Annotated in this window: 14 protein-coding genes and 1 tRNA gene; 9 read left to right on the top strand and 6 right to left on the bottom strand. The window is 70.7% G+C overall.

Features of this window, described 5'->3' with window-relative positions; all coding sequences use genetic code 11:
- Positions 1–59: 59 nt before the first annotated feature.
- Together ACIBEI_RS31410 and ACIBEI_RS31405 are read right to left on the bottom strand one after the other, a co-directional pair.
- On the bottom strand, positions 60–389 hold the full coding sequence (locus ACIBEI_RS31410) for a hypothetical protein (protein ID WP_398893585.1): 330 nt from the start codon (positions 387–389) through the stop codon (positions 60–62).
- The gene (locus ACIBEI_RS31405) at positions 286–618 is read right to left on the bottom strand and encodes a helix-turn-helix domain-containing protein (RefSeq protein WP_398893584.1); all 333 of its coding nucleotides are present in this window, start codon (positions 616–618) and stop codon (positions 286–288) included. The genes ACIBEI_RS31410 and ACIBEI_RS31405 overlap by 104 nt, the downstream gene beginning before the upstream one ends.
- Positions 619–896: 278 nt before the next feature.
- Between ACIBEI_RS31405 and ACIBEI_RS31400 the strand changes: the two genes are divergently transcribed.
- On the top strand, positions 897–1,295 hold the full coding sequence (locus tag ACIBEI_RS31400; RefSeq protein WP_398893583.1) for a hypothetical protein: 399 nt from the start codon (positions 897–899) through the stop codon (positions 1,293–1,295).
- Between the two features lie 185 nt (positions 1,296–1,480).
- The gene (locus ACIBEI_RS31395; RefSeq protein WP_398893582.1) at positions 1,481–1,663 is read left to right on the top strand and encodes a hypothetical protein; all 183 of its coding nucleotides are present in this window, start codon (positions 1,481–1,483) and stop codon (positions 1,661–1,663) included.
- A 27-nt stretch (positions 1,664–1,690) separates the two neighbouring features.
- Here ACIBEI_RS31395 and ACIBEI_RS31390 read toward each other — a convergent pair whose 3' ends face one another.
- Complete coding sequence (locus tag ACIBEI_RS31390) at positions 1,691–2,662, bottom strand: tyrosine-type recombinase/integrase (RefSeq protein ID WP_398893581.1); 972 nt, start codon at positions 2,660–2,662, stop codon at positions 1,691–1,693.
- Positions 2,663–2,774: 112 nt separating this feature from the next.
- Positions 2,775–2,847: transfer RNA gene (locus ACIBEI_RS31385), tRNA-Arg, on the bottom strand.
- A 311-nt stretch (positions 2,848–3,158) separates the two neighbouring features.
- Between ACIBEI_RS31385 and ACIBEI_RS31380 the strand changes: the two genes are divergently transcribed.
- The 7 genes from ACIBEI_RS31380 to ACIBEI_RS31350 all read left to right on the top strand — a co-directional run bounded on the left by ACIBEI_RS31380 (position 3,159) and on the right by ACIBEI_RS31350 (position 12,421).
- Positions 3,159–4,766 carry a dynamin family protein gene (locus ACIBEI_RS31380; RefSeq protein ID WP_362079666.1) on the top strand — a complete coding sequence of 536 codons (1,608 nt, stop codon included), beginning with the start codon at positions 3,159–3,161 and terminating at the stop codon, positions 4,764–4,766.
- A 5-nt stretch (positions 4,767–4,771) separates the two neighbouring features.
- On the top strand, positions 4,772–6,865 hold the full coding sequence (locus ACIBEI_RS31375) for a GTPase (protein ID WP_398893658.1): 2,094 nt from the start codon (positions 4,772–4,774) through the stop codon (positions 6,863–6,865).
- Between the two features lie 242 nt (positions 6,866–7,107).
- Positions 7,108–7,590 (top strand): single-stranded DNA-binding protein, encoded by a 483-nt coding sequence (locus tag ACIBEI_RS31370; RefSeq protein ID WP_398893580.1) that lies wholly within the window; start codon positions 7,108–7,110, stop codon positions 7,588–7,590.
- Positions 7,591–7,877: 287 nt separating this feature from the next.
- A complete protein-coding gene (locus ACIBEI_RS31365) occupies positions 7,878–9,284 on the top strand; it encodes a TQXA domain-containing protein (protein ID WP_398893579.1) in 1,407 nt (468 codons plus the stop codon).
- A 299-nt stretch (positions 9,285–9,583) separates the two neighbouring features.
- Positions 9,584–11,248 (top strand): energy-dependent translational throttle protein EttA, encoded by a 1,665-nt coding sequence (gene ettA, locus ACIBEI_RS31360; RefSeq protein WP_398893578.1) that lies wholly within the window; start codon positions 9,584–9,586, stop codon positions 11,246–11,248.
- 4 nt (positions 11,249–11,252) lie between these two features.
- Positions 11,253–11,672: an acyl-CoA thioesterase gene (locus ACIBEI_RS31355; RefSeq protein WP_398893577.1), complete on the top strand. Its 420-nt coding sequence runs from the start codon at positions 11,253–11,255 to the stop codon at positions 11,670–11,672.
- Complete coding sequence (locus ACIBEI_RS31350; protein WP_398893576.1) at positions 11,669–12,421, top strand: hypothetical protein; 753 nt, start codon at positions 11,669–11,671, stop codon at positions 12,419–12,421. Before ACIBEI_RS31355 ends, ACIBEI_RS31350 begins: the two co-directional genes overlap by 4 nt.
- A 21-nt stretch (positions 12,422–12,442) precedes the next feature.
- Here the strand turns inward: ACIBEI_RS31350 and ACIBEI_RS31345 are convergent, their stop codons facing one another.
- Positions 12,443–13,411 (bottom strand): ABC transporter ATP-binding protein, encoded by a 969-nt coding sequence (locus tag ACIBEI_RS31345; RefSeq protein ID WP_398893575.1) that lies wholly within the window; start codon positions 13,409–13,411, stop codon positions 12,443–12,445.
- A 286-nt stretch (positions 13,412–13,697) separates the two neighbouring features.
- Positions 13,698–16,745 carry an FtsX-like permease family protein gene (locus tag ACIBEI_RS31340; RefSeq protein WP_398893574.1) on the bottom strand — a complete coding sequence of 1,016 codons (3,048 nt, stop codon included), beginning with the start codon at positions 16,743–16,745 and terminating at the stop codon, positions 13,698–13,700.
- Between the last annotated feature and the right edge of the window lies 1 nt (position 16,746).

The following is a 16,746-nucleotide window of genomic DNA, read 5'->3' as shown; positions in this document are numbered from 1 at the left end:
GCGCCGTACGGAGGGCTGCCGGGCCGGGAAGTCGGGCGGCCCTTCGGCGCATCTGGGGATCAGGCGGCTTCGGTCTTGCCGGCCTTGTACGCGGCCAGCTCGGCCGCCTGCTTCTTGCGCGCCGCGTCCTTCGCGGCCTGGCCCTTGAGGCGCCGGGCCTGCGCCGACCGGAGCGCGAGTTCCTGGTAGTGCGCCTTCTTCAGCGCGTCGGCGATCTGCGTGATCTGCTCCTCGGTCGCGCCGGGGTTCAGCTCGCGGGCCTTCGCGATGAAGCGGGTGTGGTGGCTAGCCCGTCGGGCGGCTGCGGTACGGCTCGCCCTGTCGGGGGTGACGGCCCAGCTCTTGTGCGCGGCGAGGCGCATTTGCATCGAGCGCTCGCTGGTGTTCATGGGGGGAGTCCTTCCGAGTCGAGTTGCCCACGCCCATGGGCGTGGGCATTGGCTCAAAAAAGAGAGCGCGTTGGTGGACGCCGAGGGTTGCGGCTATGCGCCCGGCGACCTCGCGTGTCACCGTTGCGCGCTCTCCGGAGAGGAGTGCGGAGACCTTCTGTTTGGAGATTCCGACGCGGTCTGCCAGTTCCTGCCCGTTGAGGCTCCGGCCTTCCGGGGCCCATTGCATGAGGCCTCGCAGTAGGTCGGGGCTGGTCAGGTGGAGTCTGGCGGACGACATCGAGTACCTCCGGCGTGCTGCCCACGTTCGTGGACAGCTCCACTTAAGCACACCGCATAAGCAGTGTCCACGAGCGTGGGCAGTTTTCCTTTCGGTCAAATTTCATATCAGGGGACCCTTACCGCCCCCGTGCCGCCCCTGATCGTGGACAATGAGCCGCGATAGGCAAAAGGTTGTACGGCTTGACCTGGCACTTCTTGGTCATTACCGGCTGAAAGGTGTGGACTGTGACGCCCAGAGAGGCGGTAGTGGTGCCCGAGCAGCGAGATGCTCTGACCGAGTTGGTCGCGGCGAACGTCGGCGCCGGGAAGCGCTGGTCCACGCGCGCCTTCGCCGAGATCGCCGTGGACCCGGACACTGGATGGGCCCCGAGTAAGTCTCTCGTCGCCAAGATCGCTGCGGGTCAGTCGTACGACATCACGCCGCAGTTGGTCTCCGCTCTCGCTGAAGGCCTCGGCCTGCCGCGTGAAGTCGTTGCCGCGGCCGCCCACTTCCAGGTGATCGGCTACACGGAGTCCGAACTGGCGGGCGAAGCGCCCGCGACGGTGCTCCACAAGATCGGCGAACGGCCGGCGTCTGCCTCCAAGTCCCGCTCCGTTGCGGAGGGTTGGGCCGCAGAGGAGTAGACGCGTGGGCTATTTGTCGTACGTGATGCTTGATCTCCGAATGGTCACAATGCGGAAGACCTGTGCTCGTTCCACCTTCCGGCCTGCATGAATCCCTTCTGTAGTCGTATGGTTACGTGACCTCGCGCGGTTCGAACGCGTGTGCGATCCGGCGTGCCCGGATCACCGGCGGGACAGGGGGTCATGTGACAGATGTGCAAGTCGAACAGGCCGACCTCGACACGGGGATCCCCGTGATGTACAGGGACTACGGTCAACACGTCCGTATGGCCTACGACCCCTCACAGATCGACGAAGCCGCGGCCGTCGCACTCATCTGCGTGCGCATACCGCGGCTCATCGGAAGCCTCGATCTGATCCATCTGTGAGCCTGAGCCCCCGCCGACGGTGACCGGCTACTTCAGCCGGTCACCGGGGCTCAGCCTCTTGTGGGCCGCGCGCGCCCGCTCCGCGCCGGCCGACGAGGCGTAACGCGACAGCATCTGCCGTGACGTCCATCCCGTGATCCGCATGAGGTCGTCCTCGTTCCCGCCGCCCACCTTCCACTGATGCGCGAACGTGTGCCGGAACTGATGCGGGTGTAGTGCCGCGATGCCGGCCTCGGCACACCGCCGCTTGAGCATGGTCCCTACACCCCAGATGGTGATGCGCTGACCCTTGTTGCGGTCGCCCCACCACAGCCACATGTCGTCTTCGAGGGCCTTGCCCTTGTGCTTCGCCGCGGCCCGGAGGTACCGGTCCAGGGCGGTCGCGGTGGCCCGGCCGAACGGCACCGACCGCACCTTGTTCTTCTTGCCGAGCACCTGCAACACCATGAGGTCCAGGTCCAGATCGGCCACGCGGCGGTCGGTCGCCTCGCTCAGCCGGACGCCCGTGTCGAGGAACAGCATCAGCAGGGCCATGTCGCGCCGGTCGGCGTACGTCTTGCCCCGGCAGGTCCTGAAGAGCTTGGAGAGGTCGTCGTCGCTGATGACGGGAACCTCGGTCTCGGTGACCGTCGGCGGCTTCATGGTCCGCATGGGGGAGCGGGCGAGTTCCTCCTCGTCCACCAGCCAGTTGAACATGGTCTTCAGGCTGCGGAAGTGCTGGTGTGCGTTGCTCGCACTCGTCCGCTCGATCGTGGCGGTGATGTACGCCTGGACGTGCTCGCGGTGGATCTCGTCCAGCTCGGTCGGCGCGGGGCGTCCGGGGTTGCCTTCCTCGTCGACGGCCGGCCGGTAGCCGTCCTCCTCATCGGTCAGGAAGGCGGTGAAAGATCTCACGGCGTGGCCGTAGATCCGGATCGTGTTCTCTGACTTGTTTTCTGACTTGAGCGCGCGCAGCCATGAGGCGGTCATAGGCGCCAAGTTGTATCGCTCGTCTGCCATGGAGTCATCATGGCGCCCACGATCGTGGACAGCAAGGCGCTTGGCGCATAAGCGATGTGCATAGCGCCGGACATGAAGAAGACCAGCGTTTCCGCTGGTCATAGTGGGTGAGCGCCCCCGGCAGGACTCGAACCTGCGGCCAAGCGCTTAGAAGGCGCCTGCTCTATCCACTGAGCTACGGGGGCCGGGTGTGGTGGCCTGTGGTGCTGGTGCCCGGGTGTGGGCGGGTCCGTGACCTTGCCGGGGACAAGGATAGAGCGCCCGGGTCCCTGTCCTTGGTGCTTCGCCTCCGTGGCTCGATGTGGAGGTTCAGTGAAGCGGTCCTGATAATCGCAGGCAGGTGCGAATCGTGCATCGCTTTTGGCGTCTCACGCCCCGGGTGTTGTGCACTCGTTATGCCTGCGCCCCATGCGTCCCTTCCGCCTCGTATGTCCGATCGGCGCGCAGGCATGCTCATATGCTTCAGAAAGCCTCCAAAATTGGGCATTCTTCGCATGTGGTGACCTTGGACGTACGGCCTCAGCTGCTCGACGCACTTTCCGCCCTGCGCGACCGTGTCGCCGCCGCACGCTTCCCGCTGCCCCTGGCGGGGGCTCCACGCGCGCGTGCCAACCGCGACGAACTGCTCGCGCAACTCGACGACTATCTCGTGCCCCGGTTGAGAGAACCCGAAGCACCCTTGCTCGCCGTGATCGGAGGATCGACGGGGGCGGGCAAGTCCACACTGGTCAACTCCCTTGTGGGGCGGCGGGTCAGTGAAGCCGGGGTACTGCGGCCCACGACCCGCACTCCGGTGCTCGTGTGCCACCCGGAGGACCATCACTGGTTCAGCGGCATGCGCGTACTGCCCGACCTCACGCGCGTGTGGGTGCCCCAACAGGACGCCCTGGACGATCCGCTGCTGCCGGGTGAGGACGACGGGCGCGTGCTGCGCATCGAGACCGCCGACACCCTCCCGCGCGGGCTCGCCCTCCTGGACGCGCCCGACATCGACTCCCTCGTGGCCGACAACAGGGTGCTCGCCGCCGAACTGATCTGCGCGGCCGACATCTGGGTGATGGTCACCACGGCCGCCCGGTACGCGGATGCGGTGCCCTGGCATCTGCTGCGTACCGCGAAGGAACACGACGCGACGCTCGTCACGGTCCTCGACCGGGTGCCCCACCAGGTCGTCTCGGAGGTGTCGCGTCAGTACGGCGCGCTCCTCGCCAAGGCGGGACTCGGCGACGTACCCCGCTTCACCGTGCCCGAGTTGCCCGAGTCGGCATGGGGTGGGGGGCTGCTTCCGGCCACCGCGGTGGCGCCCCTGCTCGCCTGGCTCACGGAACAGGTGGAGGATCCGGGAGCCCGACAGCAGGCGATGGCACGCACGGCGTACGGGGTGCTCGACTCGCTGAAGACGAGGATGCCCGAGCTGGCCGGTGCGGCGGCCGCGCAGTACGCCGCCGCCCTGCGGCTCACCGCGGCCGTCGACGGGGCGTACGACAGCGAGCACGCGCGCGTACGGGGCCGTTTGCAGGCCGGGGCCGTGCTCGCCGGTGACGCGCTCAAACGGTGGCGCAGCTATCCGCTGGACTGCACCGCCGGCGAACTGCTCGACGCGCTCGCCGAGAGCCTGGCCGCACTGCTGCTGTGCGCCGTCACCGCCGCCGACGAGCGCATCGACGAGGCCTGGCGCCGCGAACCCGGCGCGGCCGCGCCGGGGCTGACGGACCGTGATCCGACCCTGGAGAGCGCCGAGCACCGCATCGGGATGGCCGTACGGCGCTGGCGGCGGATCCTCGAGGAGTACGCCGAGGAGGAGGTGCGTGCGCTGGAGAAGAGCGTCGCGCCGGACCCCGAGGTGGTGGCGGCGCTGGTCGCCACCGCGCTCCTGGGCGGCCGTCGGGCGCGGTCCGCGGGCGAAGGACTCGCCGAGCGGATCGGGGCCCACGGTGCCCTGCGGCTGCGCGACAAGGGCGGGCGACTGCTCAGCGACTACCTCGACAAGACCCTGCACACCGAACGGGAGCGGCGGCTCGCGCCGCTCGACGCACTCGACGTACACCCCGAACCCCAGGCCGAACTCATCGCCGCGCTGTCCGTACTGCAGAAGGAGAGGTGATCGTGGTGACCGCCGTCACGGACCACACGGATCACGCCGATCACCCCGGAGACGACGAGGGGCGTGAGGGCATTGGGCACGCGCGCGTGGAGGACGATTTCGTGACCGACCGCAAGGACGCCCCCGAGAAGGACCCTGGCAGGAAGACCCTCGGCAAGAAGGACTTCGGCAGGTTGGACCCAGGCAAGAAGGACCCCGGCAAGAAGGACGTCGGCAAGAAGGACTTCGGCAAGGCAGGTGTCCGTTCGGAGAGCCGCATGTTCGGGCTCGTGCGCGTGGAGATCGACGACTACCCCGAGAAGCCCGCTTCCGGGGGCGGCACGGACGACGCGGACGGCATCGACGGCACAGGCAGCAAGGGCCGCGCGGCCGGCGCGGATGCCGCCGACGCCGCGGACTCCGGCGTCTCCTGGGACGACGGGCTGATCGCGCGGCGCGTGTCCCCCACGGCGGAGGGACAGGCCAGGCCCGTGAAGGAGGCAGTCGTGGACAGCAGGCCACCCGTGGTGACCCCTCTCGCGTACGACGGGTCGCTACGGTCCCGTCTCGACGCGCTGCGTGAACTGGTGGGGCTCTCCCGCACCCGCCTCGACAGCAGGACGCTGGCCGAGGCGGGACAGGTCCTGGACGAGGCCACGGCGCGCCGCAGGCTCTCCGGACAGCACACCGTGGTCGCCATCGCGGGCGCCACCGGAAGCGGCAAGTCGCAGCTCTTCAACGCGCTCGCCGGAGTGGCCATTTCGGAGACCGGCGTACGCAGGCCGACCACCGCCGCGCCCATCGCGTGCAGCTGGAGCGACGGCGCGGCGAGTCTCATCGACCGGCTCGGCATCCCAGGGCGGCTGCGACGGCGACCGCTGCAGAGCGCTGAGGCCGAGGCGCAGTTGCGCGGGCTCGTCCTGGTGGATCTGCCCGACCACGACTCCGCGGCCGTCCAGCACCGCGAACAGGTGGACCGCATCCTGGCGCTCGTCGACGCCGTCATCTGGGTCGTCGACCCGGAGAAGTACGCCGACGCCGTGCTGCACGAGCGCTATCTGCGGCCCATGGCGGGACACGCGGAGGTCACCTTCGTAGTCCTCAACCAGGTCGACCGGCTGCCCGGGGAGGCCGCCGACCAGGTCCTCGACGACCTGCGGCGGCTGCTCGACGAGGACGGGATCGCGCTCGGCGAGTACGGCGAGCCGGGCGCGACCGTCCTCTCGCTGTCCGCGCTCACCGGGGACGGCGTCCCGGAACTGCGCGAGGTGCTCGGTCACTTCGTGGCCGAGCGGGGAGCCGCGGCGCGCCGGATCTCCGCCGACGTCGACGCGGCCGCGGCCCGTCTGTGGCCGGTCTACGCGAACCGGCGGCAGGCCGGGCTCACCGAGGAGGCGCGCGACGAGTTCGCCGACCGGCTGGCGGACGCGGTCGGCGCGACGGCCGCGGGCGAGGCCGCCGAGCGCGCGTGGCGCCGCAACGCCAACCGCGCGTGCGGCACGCCCTGGCTGCGACTGTGGCGCTGGTACCAGGACCGGCGCGAACCACCGACCGGGCGCCTGTCCGTACGGACCCACGCCGACGAGGAGGCCACGGCACGTCAGCGTGTCGAGCAGGCGGTCCGTACGGTCGCCGAGCAGGCCGCCGGCGGACTGCCCACGCCCTGGGCACAGGCGGTGCGCGAGGCGGCCGTACGAGGGTCACAGGGGTTGTGCGAGGCGCTCGACGAGCTGGCCCTACGAGCCGGTGCGCCGGTCGGACGGCCGCCGCGGCCCGGCTGGTGGCCGGTCGCCGTACTGGCCCAGGCGGCCATGACGATCCTCCAGGCCGTCGGCGGGCTCTGGCTGCTGGGGCAGGTTGTCGGCTTCATGTCGCCGAATCTCGGGGTGCCGGTGCTGCTGATGGTGATCGGCATCGTGGGCGGACCGGGTGTCGAGTGGGCCTGCCGGCTGGCGGCGCGCGGGCCGGCGCGGCGGTACGGGCTGGAGGCGGAACGGCGGCTGCGGGAGGCGGCGTCGGGGTGCGGCCGGGCCCGGGTCCTCGATCCGCTGGCGGCGGAGCTGCTGAGGTACCGGGAGGTGCGCGAGCAGTACCTGCGGGTCACGGGGGTCGGCGTCTAGGGCCCGGCTGACGGTTCGCGAGGCTGGGGAGGGAACCGTCGGACAGGCATTGGCGGGGTGAAGCGCTCGTTCGGGTGGCGGAGTTGTCCACAACCGGGCGGTAACCCACAGTGCTCAGCGGGCTCGGGCCGGCGGAGGCAGTCTGGAACCGCGGCGATCACGACGCGATCACATCGCGGTCGCCGCACCGGACGCAGCCGTACGGGACGGGCCCGTCGGCGTGGGCAGGGAGGGATTCCGCGATGAACGAGACGACGGTGTGTGTGGTGGGGAACGTGGCGACGCAACCGGTGTTCCGGGAGACGGCGATGGGCGCGTCGGCGAGGTTCCGGCTGGCGGTGACGCAGCGGTACTGGGACCGCGAGAAGAACACCTGGACGGACGGGCACACCAACTTCTTCACGGTGTGGGCCAACCGGGCGCTCGCGACGAATGTGCAGGCCTCAGTCTCCGTGGGCGAGCCGCTCGTGGTGCGGGGGAGGCTGAAGATCCGCACCGAGCAGCGTGACGGGCAGTCGCGGACGGGCGCGGACATCGAGGCCACGGCGATCGGCCACGATCTGGCGCGCGGAACCGCGGCGTTCCGGCGGGCCCACAAGGGTGAGACGCCGTCAGAGACGCCGGCCAGGCCGGAGCCGAGCTGGGAGACGGAGCCGACGGCTCAGGCGGCCGAGCCCCCTCAACAGCAACAGCAACAGCAACAGGAACCGGCTCTGGTGACGTGACATCAGGTACATACCAGGCGCACACCTGGTGCTGGATTCACCGTCCGACCGAAGTGCGGCTTATCGGCGAATGTGCTCCGAACGGTCCCCATGGATTTGTCGATAAGCCCAGCTCACACCTCATCCCGGCGATAACGATTCCGAGTCGGATCGCTTGTCCGATGTCATGACCGGGGAGAGAGGTGCGCCCCGTCCTTAGGATGCCGGGCATAGCTCTCGGGGCTTCTGATTCTGCTGGTGGGACCGTAACCCCCCACGTCAACGGGTCCTGCTCGAAGGGGAATTCTGTGCTTTCTTCGTTCTCTGCGTCGTCCGTGCGCGGGCGGGGCGCCGCCCGGCTCGCCGCGGCGGCGCTGGTGTCCGGACTCGCCGCCGTGAGCGCTCTGACGGCCGCGGGCACGGCCGCCGCCGACGAACTCCCCCTGAGCTGGGGCGGCGCGACCGCCACCATAGGTGAGCTGAAGACGTCCGGGACCGCCGTCATCCACGAGAACGGCGAGGACAAGCAGGTGCCCGCGGGGCTGTTCGAGATGTCCGTCGACAACGGCGGCACCCTGCAGACCTACTGCGTCGACCTCCACAACCCGACGCAGATGGACGCCAAGTACCAGGAGACGCCCTGGAGCGGCACGTCACTGAACGGCAACCCCGACGCGGGCCGCATCCGCTGGATCCTGCAGAACTCCTACCCGCAGGTGAACGACCTCGCCGCGCTGGCCGCCAAGGCGGGCGCGAGCGGTCTCACCGAGCAGGACGCGGCGGCCGGCACGCAGGTCGCGATCTGGCGGTACTCGGACGGCGCCGACGTGGACGCCGTCGACCCGCAGGCGGAGAAGCTCGCCGACTATCTGCAGCGCAACGCGCGCAACCTCGCGGAGCCCGAGGCCTCGCTGACCCTGGACCCGCCCGCGGTCTCCGGTCACGCCGGTGAGCTGCTCGGCCCGGTCACCGTGCACACCAACGCGGACAGCGTGACGGTGACGCCGCCCGCCGACGCGACCAGCGGAGTGCTGGTCGTCGACAAGGACGGCCAGGAGATCACGTCCGCGGCCGACGGCGGTCAGTTGTTCTTCGATGTCCCCGAGGACACCGCGGACGGTTCGGCCGCGCTGACGGTGCAGGCCTCGACCACCGTCCCGGTCGGCCGGGCCTTCGCCTCCGAGACCAGGAGCCAGACGCAGATCCTCGCCGGCTCCAGCGAGTCGACGGTCTCGGCGACGGCCACCGCGAACTGGGCGAAGACCGGCGCGATACCCGCGCTGTCGGCCGAGAAGAACTGCGCCAAGGGGGGCGTGGACATCACGGCGGCCAACGAGGGCGACGAGGCGTTCACCTTCGAGCTGATGGGCGTCGAGCACACCATCCCGGCAGGTGAGTCGCAGACCGTGACGATCCCGCTGCAGGAGGACCAGGCGTACGACTTCACGATCAAGGGACCGAACGGCTACGAGAAGCGGTTCAAGGGCGTACTCGACTGCCGGACGCAGAGCAGTACGGCCGGCGAGACGACCCAGACCCTGAGCGACCCCAGCCCGGCCACGGTGGGCGGCACCTCCGCCACCACGGTCGACCTCGCCGAGACCGGCGCCTCCAGCTCCACCCCGGTGATAGCGGGGATCGCGATCGGCCTGGTCGTGATCGGCGGCGCGGCGGTGCTCTTCGTCCGCACGAAGAAGACCCCTGGGCAGGACTGAACCAACGAAGAAGACGGCACGAAGCGGCACGAAGACGGCTCCTTGACAACTGGACAGTGGGTAACCGCTCGCTGACTCGCCGAGCGGTGCCGTCCCCGTCCCCGCCCGGTCCCCATGCGTATGCGGCCCCGGCCCGCGGCGACGGATGGTGACGGTAGGTGGCGGCGCGGTTACGGGATCGGCCGGGTGGTGTCCGGTCGCCGGCCGCCGACCCGAACGGGTTTCCTTCGAGGGGTGGCGGTACGGCAAGATGGGGTGTATCTGCCCACTGCCGATTTCAAGCGTCCGGACGGTTTCTCTTGGCTGAGTTCATTTACACCATGCGCAAGACGCGCAAGGCGCACGGCGACAAGGTGATTCTTGATGATGTCACCCTGAACTTCCTGCCAGGCGCGAAGATCGGTGTGGTCGGGCCGAACGGTGCCGGTAAGTCGACCGTGCTGAAGATCATGGCGGGGCTCGAGCAGCCGTCGAACGGTGACGCGTTCCTGACGCCCGGTTACAGCGTCGGCATCCTCATGCAGGAGCCGGAGCTGGACGAGACCAAGACGGTTCTGGAGAACGTCCAGGACGGTGCCGCCGAGCTCATGGGCAAGCTCAAGCGCTTCAACGAGGTCGCCGAGCTGATGGCGACCGACTACTCGGACGCGCTGATGGACGAGATGGGCAAGCTCCAGGAGGACCTGGACCACTCCAACGCCTGGGACCTCGACGCCCAGCTGGAGCAGGCCATGGACGCGCTGGGCTGCCCGCCCGGCGACTGGCCGGTCGTCAACCTCTCCGGTGGTGAGAAGCGCCGCGTCGCGCTCTGCAAGCTGCTGATCGAGGCCCCGGACCTGCTCCTCCTCGACGAGCCCACCAACCACCTCGACGCCGAGTCGGTGAACTGGCTGGAGCAGCACCTCTCGAAGTACGCCGGCTGCGTCATCGCCGTCACTCACGACCGGTACTTCCTGAACAACGTCGCCGAGTGGATCCTCGAGCTGGACCGCGGCCGTGCGATTGCCTACGAGGGCAACTACTCCACGTACCTCGACAAGAAGTCCGCCCGGCTCAAGGTCGAGGGCCGCAAGGACGAGAAGCGTCAGAAGCGTCTCAAGGAAGAGCTGGAGTGGGTCCGGTCCAACGCCAAGGGCCGCCAGACCAAGTCCAAGGCGCGCCTCGCCCGTTACGAGGAGATGGCAGCCGAGGCCGACAAGATGCGGAAGCTGGACTTCGAGGAGATCCAGATCCCGCCGGGCCCGCGTCTGGGGTCCATCGTCGTCGAGGTCCAGAACCTTTCCAAGGCGTTCGGCGACAAGGTCCTCATCGACGACCTGAGCTTCACGCTGCCGCGCAACGGGATCGTCGGGGTCATCGGTCCCAACGGCGCCGGCAAGACCACGCTCTTCAAGATGATCCAGGGCCTTGAGACCCCGGACGCCGGTGCGATCAAGGTCGGCGACACCGTCAAGATCAGTTACGTCGACCAGAGCCGCGCCAACATCGACCCCAAGAAGTCGCTGTGGGCCGTCGTCTCCGACGAGCTCGACTACATCAACGTCGGTCAGGTCGAGATGCCGTCGCGGGCCTACGTGTCCGCCTTCGGCTTCAAGGGCCCGGACCAGCAGAAGCCCGCCGGTGTCCTCTCCGGTGGTGAGCGCAACCGGTTGAACCTTGCTCTCACCCTCAAGGAGGGCGGCAACCTGCTGCTCCTCGACGAGCCGACGAACGACCTGGACGTCGAGACCCTGTCCTCGCTGGAGAACGCGCTCCTGGAGTTCCCGGGTGCGGCCGTGGTCATCTCCCACGACCGCTGGTTCCTGGACCGGGTCGCGACGCACATCCTCGCCTACGAGGGCGAGTCGAGGTGGTACTGGTTCGAGGGCAACTTCGAGTCGTACGAGAAGAACAAGGTGGAGCGGCTCGGACCGGACGCCGCACGTCCGCACCGTGCCACCTACAAGAAGCTGACTCGGGGCTGATCTCTTGCGGCACATCTACCGCTGCCCGCTGCGCTGGGCGGACATGGACGCGTACGGCCACATCAACAACGTGGTCTTCCTCCGCTATCTGGAGGAGGCGCGTATCGATTTCCTGTTCCGCCCGGACAAGGATTTTCAGCAGGGGTCCGTGGTGGCACGCCATGAGATCGACTACAAGCAGCAGTTGGTCCACCGGCACACACCGGTGGACATCGAGCTGTGGGTCACGCGGATAAGGGCGGCGTCGTTCACCATCGCCTACGAGGTCAAGGACCCGGAGCAGGTGTACGTCCGGGCCCAGACGGTCATAGTGCCGTTCGACTTCGAGGCGCAGCGTCCGCGCCGACTCACCGCCGAGGAGCGGGAGTTCCTCGCGGAGTACGCGGACGACGAGGACGACCCTGCGGGGGCCGTCGCGGCATGACTGCCCTGCACCTCGCCGACGAGGGGGAGGCGGCGGATCTCGCCGCCTTCCTGGCCCGGCTGATCCACTACGACCGCGCGGCCGCGGTGCGGCTGCAGGCGTCGGGGACGACGCTCGCGGTGTTCGGCCGGCCACCGTCGTTCGAGGTGCTCGCGATCCGTACGGCACGCCTCGACAAGCCGTACGAGAACGGGCTCGACCTCTCGCTCGACGTGACCGTCTCCGCCGGTGAACTCCTGGAGTCCCTCGACGAGTCGGCGGCCACCGCGGCCGTGCCCGCCGCCGTCACCGGCCCGCCGTGGGCCGGGGTGCTGCCGCCCCGCGGGGGCTGGCGGTCCGAGCCGGGGCTGCCGGGGCCCGACGCGGTGCGGACCATGGTGGCCGGGGCCGTCGCCGAATTCCGTTCGCGCATCGACGAGTTGGCCCCCGAGGGACGTACGCGGAGTGCGCTCGACCGGATCGGGCGGGAGATCTGGTCCCGGCCGGTCGGCGACACCGAACTCCCCGTACGGGCCGCGCACGCCGCCCAGTCGCTGGGATTCCTGCGGCCCGCGCGCCCGGCCGCGACCACGGCCACGAACGCGGCGGTGGCCACGGCCACGAACCCGGCGGCGACCCCGAACGAGGCCGGGCCCGACGCCGTACTGCGGCTGCTCTCTTCGGGCGCGTGGCTCAGGCTGCGTACGCCGTACGGGTCGATCGCCGTACGCAGGGCGGGACTCGGGGCGCTGGACGTCAGCGTTCGCTGAGCGTCCTGCCCCGGCCGTTCGTCAGCCGTGCTCGCTGTCGTCCGGCCATACGCCGATGTGGTCCGGTTCCAGTTCCAGGGCGACGCGGTCGCGCATGCCGAGGGCCTCGGTGTACTCGGCGGGGAGTTGCAGCCGACCCGCGCGGTCGAGCATCGCGTATTCACGGGCCACCACCGTCTCGTGGCCGGTCGTGGCGTCGACCTCGGTCCGGCGCAGGACCTCCGTGGAGGTGCGGCCGTCGCGGATGGCGACCGTACGGCGGACCTCGCCCGCGACCGCCTGGTCGTGCGTGACGATGACGACGGTGGTGCCGAGGTGCTCGTTCGCCGTGCGGAAGGCGGCGAAGATCTGCTCGGCGGTGTGCGAGTCGAGTTCACCGGTGGGCTCGTCGGCGAGGAGCACCGCGGGGGCGTTGGCCAGGGCCACGGCGATGGCCACGCGCTGCTGCTGACCGCCGGACATCTGGAACGGGCGCCGGGCCCGGCAGTCGGCGACGCCCAGCAACTCCAGGAGTTCCAGGGCGCGTTCGGACTGGGCGCGGCGGCCCCTGCGGCCGCCGGTGAGCTGCATCGGCAGGGTGACGTTCTGGGCCGCCGTCAGATAGGGCAGCAGATTGCGGGCCGTCTGCTGCCAGACGAAGCCGACGGTGTCGCGGCGGTAGCGGAGCCGGTCCTTCGCGTTCATGGTCAGCAGGTCGTGGCCCGAGACCCGGGCGGCGCCCGCGGTGGGGGTGTCCAGGCCGGCCAGGATGTTCATCAGGGTCGACTTGCCGCTGCCGGACGCACCCACCAGTGCCATCAACTCGCCCTCCCGGACGAGGAGATCGAGGCCCTGCAGCGCCTGGACCTCGACGCCGTCCGCGGAGAAGATCCGCACCAGCCGGTCACAGGTGATCAGGGCGTCGTGACCGTAGGCGGGCCGGTCGCGCCGGGCGGCGGCACGTTCGGCCAGGTCGGCGAAGCTGGGGCCGGTGGGCTCGGTGGTGGTCATCGGGCGACTCCCGTGGTGATCGTCATGGAGGGCACGTCTCCGCCGGTGCCAGTTGTCGTGGAGAGCCTGTCTGCGCCGGTGCCGGCCGTGGCGGAGGGCACGTGTCCGCCGAAGCCGGTCGTCGTGGAAGGCACGTGTCCGCCGAAGCCGGCTGTTCTGGAAGGCACCTGTCCGCCGAAGCCGGTCGTCGTGGTGGGCACGCATCCGCCGATTTCGGCCGTTGCCACGGGTGCATGTCCGGTGCTGCCGGCTGTCGTGACGGGCACGCATCCGCCGTTGTCGCGAGTCATCGGCTGTCCCCCGCCCTCAGCTCCCGTACCGAGCCGCGTCGGCCCGTCCACCAGGCCTGGCCCGCCGCGATTCCGGTGGCCAGCAGGAGGACGGTCAGGGCGGGCAGGAACAGGGACGCCGGGTCCGTGTGCAGGGCGGCGGTGCCGGTCGGGGGTGCGCCGCCGGGGGTGGCGAGGGCGATGGAGGTGAGGTCGATGCCCGGCGCCAGCAGACGGACCGCCGCCCAGCCGGTCAGGATGCCGCCCGCCGCGGCGAGGAGGGCCTGGGGCAACGCCTCCAGTACGAGCAGTCGGCGCCCTTGGCTCCGGGTGAGGCCCATCGTGCGCAGCCGGGCGAGCAGGGCGGCACGTTCGGGCGCGGCGCGCACCAGGGCGAGCAGCAGCGCGAGTACGGCGTATCCGGAGCCCGCCGCCACCGCGGCCGCGTAGACGCGTTCCGCGCCGGACTGGAGAGGGGAGTCGACGTACCGCGCGCGCTCCTCCGAACGCAGCCGTACGTCGGCACGGGCCGTGGCATCCGCATCGGCCCCCGTACCGGCGGCGACGGCCTTGCGGAGGGCGCCCCCGCTCACCTGGTCGCCCGTGACCAGGAGTGTGGTCGGGCGCGCGGCGACGGTGCCGAGGCCTGCCCGGTCCACGATGAGGAAGTCCGTGCCCGGCAGGGCCGGGGTCAGGTCGCGTACGAGGGTGATGCGGACGGTGACGTCGCTGCCGTCCGACAGCCGCAGCGAGAAGGGATGGGTGCCGTAGCGGTCGGCGACGGCGGAGGAGGCGAGGGCGGGAATCGGCGTCGGGGCCTTCGCCGAGCCGCCGGAGCCGGACTTTGACGGGCTGCCTTCGCCGGACTTCGCGGAGCCCTCGGCACCGGACTTCGCCGAGCCGCCGGCCGGAGAAGCCTTCAACTCGCCCGCCGGGAACGCCCCGAGACCCGTCCGGTCGGCCAGCCGCGCGTAGCCCTCGGGGTCGACCCCGGCCAGGGGTACCGACTCCACGCCCGCTCCCGGCTTGGCCTCGTACGCGATGCTCAGGGGCGTGACCTCCCGTACGCCGGGTGCCGAGCGGACCCGCTCAGGCAGGGTGGCGGGGAGGGCGCCCTCCGCCTCGACGCGGGCGTCCGCGCCGAGGTTGAGCACGGCCGCCCGGTCCCGCGCGTCCGCGACGCCCGCGAGGACCGAACCCCCGAACGCGGCGGTGGTGAGCGCCGTCAGCAGGGCGAGCAGCGGGAGCACCGTGGAGACGGAGGTACGGCCCGCGCGGGCCAGCGACAGATGGCCGATCGCGCCGCGCATCCGCCCTGCGGGACGGGCCAGCCAGCGCAGCGGCAGCGGATAGAGCCGGACCAGGAGGAGCGCGGCGATGACACCGATCAACACCGGGGCCATCGCGACGAGTTGGTCGCCGGAGCTGCCCAGGTTGTCGGAGGCGCCGGAGCCGAGTGCCTCGTCGGAGGTGCCCGACGTCCCCCGGCTGCGCAGTGCGAGCACCGCCGCCGACGCCAGCACGAGCAGCGTGAGTTCGGCGATGGTGCGGCGCCGCGAGGGCCGTACGGACGCCAGGTCCTCGCGTGCGCCGTGCACCCCTACGACCCGGTGGGCGGCCAGGGCGCGCACGGGCAGCGCGGCGCAGGCGAGGAGGGTGACGGCGAGGGCCGCCCCGACGGCGTACGACACGCGGCCGTACGGGACGAGGAGCAGCGCGCCCGCGAGGCCGAGCGCGCCCGCGGGCAGCGCGACCACCGCCGTCTCGGTGAGCAGCCGCCTCGTGAGCCCGCGCAGCGAGGCGCCACGGGCACGCAGAAGGGCGAGTTCGGTGCGGCGGCGGTCGGCGGTGAGGCGGCCCGCCATCAGCAGGACGACGACCGCGACCGCACCGGTGCCGAAGGCGGCGACGGAGACCAGGGGCCGTACGCCGGAACGGAGTTCGGCGTACGAGGCGAGGACCTCGTCGAGGTCGGTGCTCACACCTGCGTCCGCGTCCGTGGAGTCGCGGACCTTCACCAGACCCGGGCCCGATTCCAGCGAGGCGACCGCGCTGCCCAGCCGGGACAGGTCGTGCGCGGTGAGCGCGGTGGGGTCCGGGGTGAGCAGCCAGTAGCGCGCGGGTTCGCCCGGGGTGCCGAGGAGCACGGGGGCCGCGTCCGGGGACAGCAGCAGGGCGCCCAGCCAGTAGGTCTCCGGCTCGCCGCCCTGTGTGGGGGGCCGGATCAGGGACGGGGTGCGCAGGAGGGGCTGCGTGGTCCAGTACGCGCCCTCGGGATCGCGCGGGGAGACGATGCCGGTGATGCGCACGGCGAGCGGGTCGCGCTGCATGCCGGGCACGTGGATCACCGAACCCACCTTGATGTTGAGCCGCTTGGCCGTTTCCGTGGTGACCGCGGCCTCCACCTCCCGGGTCGCGGCGGACACCGTGCCCTCGACGCGCGGGAGGCGCCCCGCGCTCGTCCTGGAGTGCTCGGCGAGTCCGCTCTGCGCGGCGAGCGACATCTGCGCGGGCAGCCCGCTCGGCATCGGCAGCCAGGTCTCCGCCGCTTCGAGGCTGTTGACGTTGCGGACGCCGTAGACGGACTGCGCGGGGTCGACGGCGAGCGGCCGCTCCACCAGGTTCAGCACCCGCTCGTACGCCTTGCGCATGCTGGCCGGGCTCACGGCCGACTCCCGTTCCGACTGCGGGATGTACGTGCCGGGCTGCGGGGCGTACACCTGAAGGGAGGTCCTGGGCGCCGTCGCGTCCACGACGGCCCGGCGCAGGCCCGCGTCCTCGTACCGTTCGACGGCACGGGGGAAGGCCGCGGCCAGACAGGCCGTCGCCATCACCAGGAGCGCGAGGGCGACCGCGGCGCCGGGGGCTGTGCGCAGTCGGGTACGGATCCAGGGGGCGACGGAGTGGTCCCGCTGCCGGAAGCCTGGAAGTTGTCCGCCGGAACCGGATCGCCGGAAACCTGGAAATCCGTCGGAGCCGGGCCGCCGGAAGCCAGGACGCCCGCCCGAGTCCAAGCCGGGCTGCCGGAGGCCCGGACGTCCGTCGGAGCCGGAATCACGCCCCATC

This window comes from Streptomyces sp. NPDC050988, assembly GCF_044456225.1.
Lineage (GTDB): Bacteria > Actinomycetota > Actinomycetes > Streptomycetales > Streptomycetaceae > Streptomyces.
This window is presented reverse-complemented; position numbering and strand designations above follow the sequence as displayed.

Excerpts from the sequence above, each read along its gene's own strand:
- ACIBEI_RS31350 (WP_398893576.1), top strand. The coding sequence starts at position 11,669 with ATGACTGCCCTGCACCTCGCCGACGAGGGGGAGGCGGCGGATCTCGCC.
- ACIBEI_RS31370 (WP_398893580.1), top strand. The coding sequence starts at position 7,108 with ATGAACGAGACGACGGTGTGTGTGGTGGGGAACGTGGCGACGCAACCG.
- ACIBEI_RS31345 (WP_398893575.1), bottom strand. The coding sequence starts at position 13,411 with ATGACCACCACCGAGCCCACCGGCCCCAGCTTCGCCGACCTGGCCGAA.
- ACIBEI_RS31410 (WP_398893585.1), bottom strand. The coding sequence starts at position 389 with ATGAACACCAGCGAGCGCTCGATGCAAATGCGCCTCGCCGCGCACAAG.
- ACIBEI_RS31390 (WP_398893581.1), bottom strand. The coding sequence starts at position 2,662 with ATGGCAGACGAGCGATACAACTTGGCGCCTATGACCGCCTCATGGCTG.
- ACIBEI_RS31340 (WP_398893574.1), bottom strand. The coding sequence starts at position 16,745 with ATGGGGCGTGATTCCGGCTCCGACGGACGTCCGGGCCTCCGGCAGCCC.
- ACIBEI_RS31405 (WP_398893584.1), bottom strand. The coding sequence starts at position 618 with ATGCAATGGGCCCCGGAAGGCCGGAGCCTCAACGGGCAGGAACTGGCA.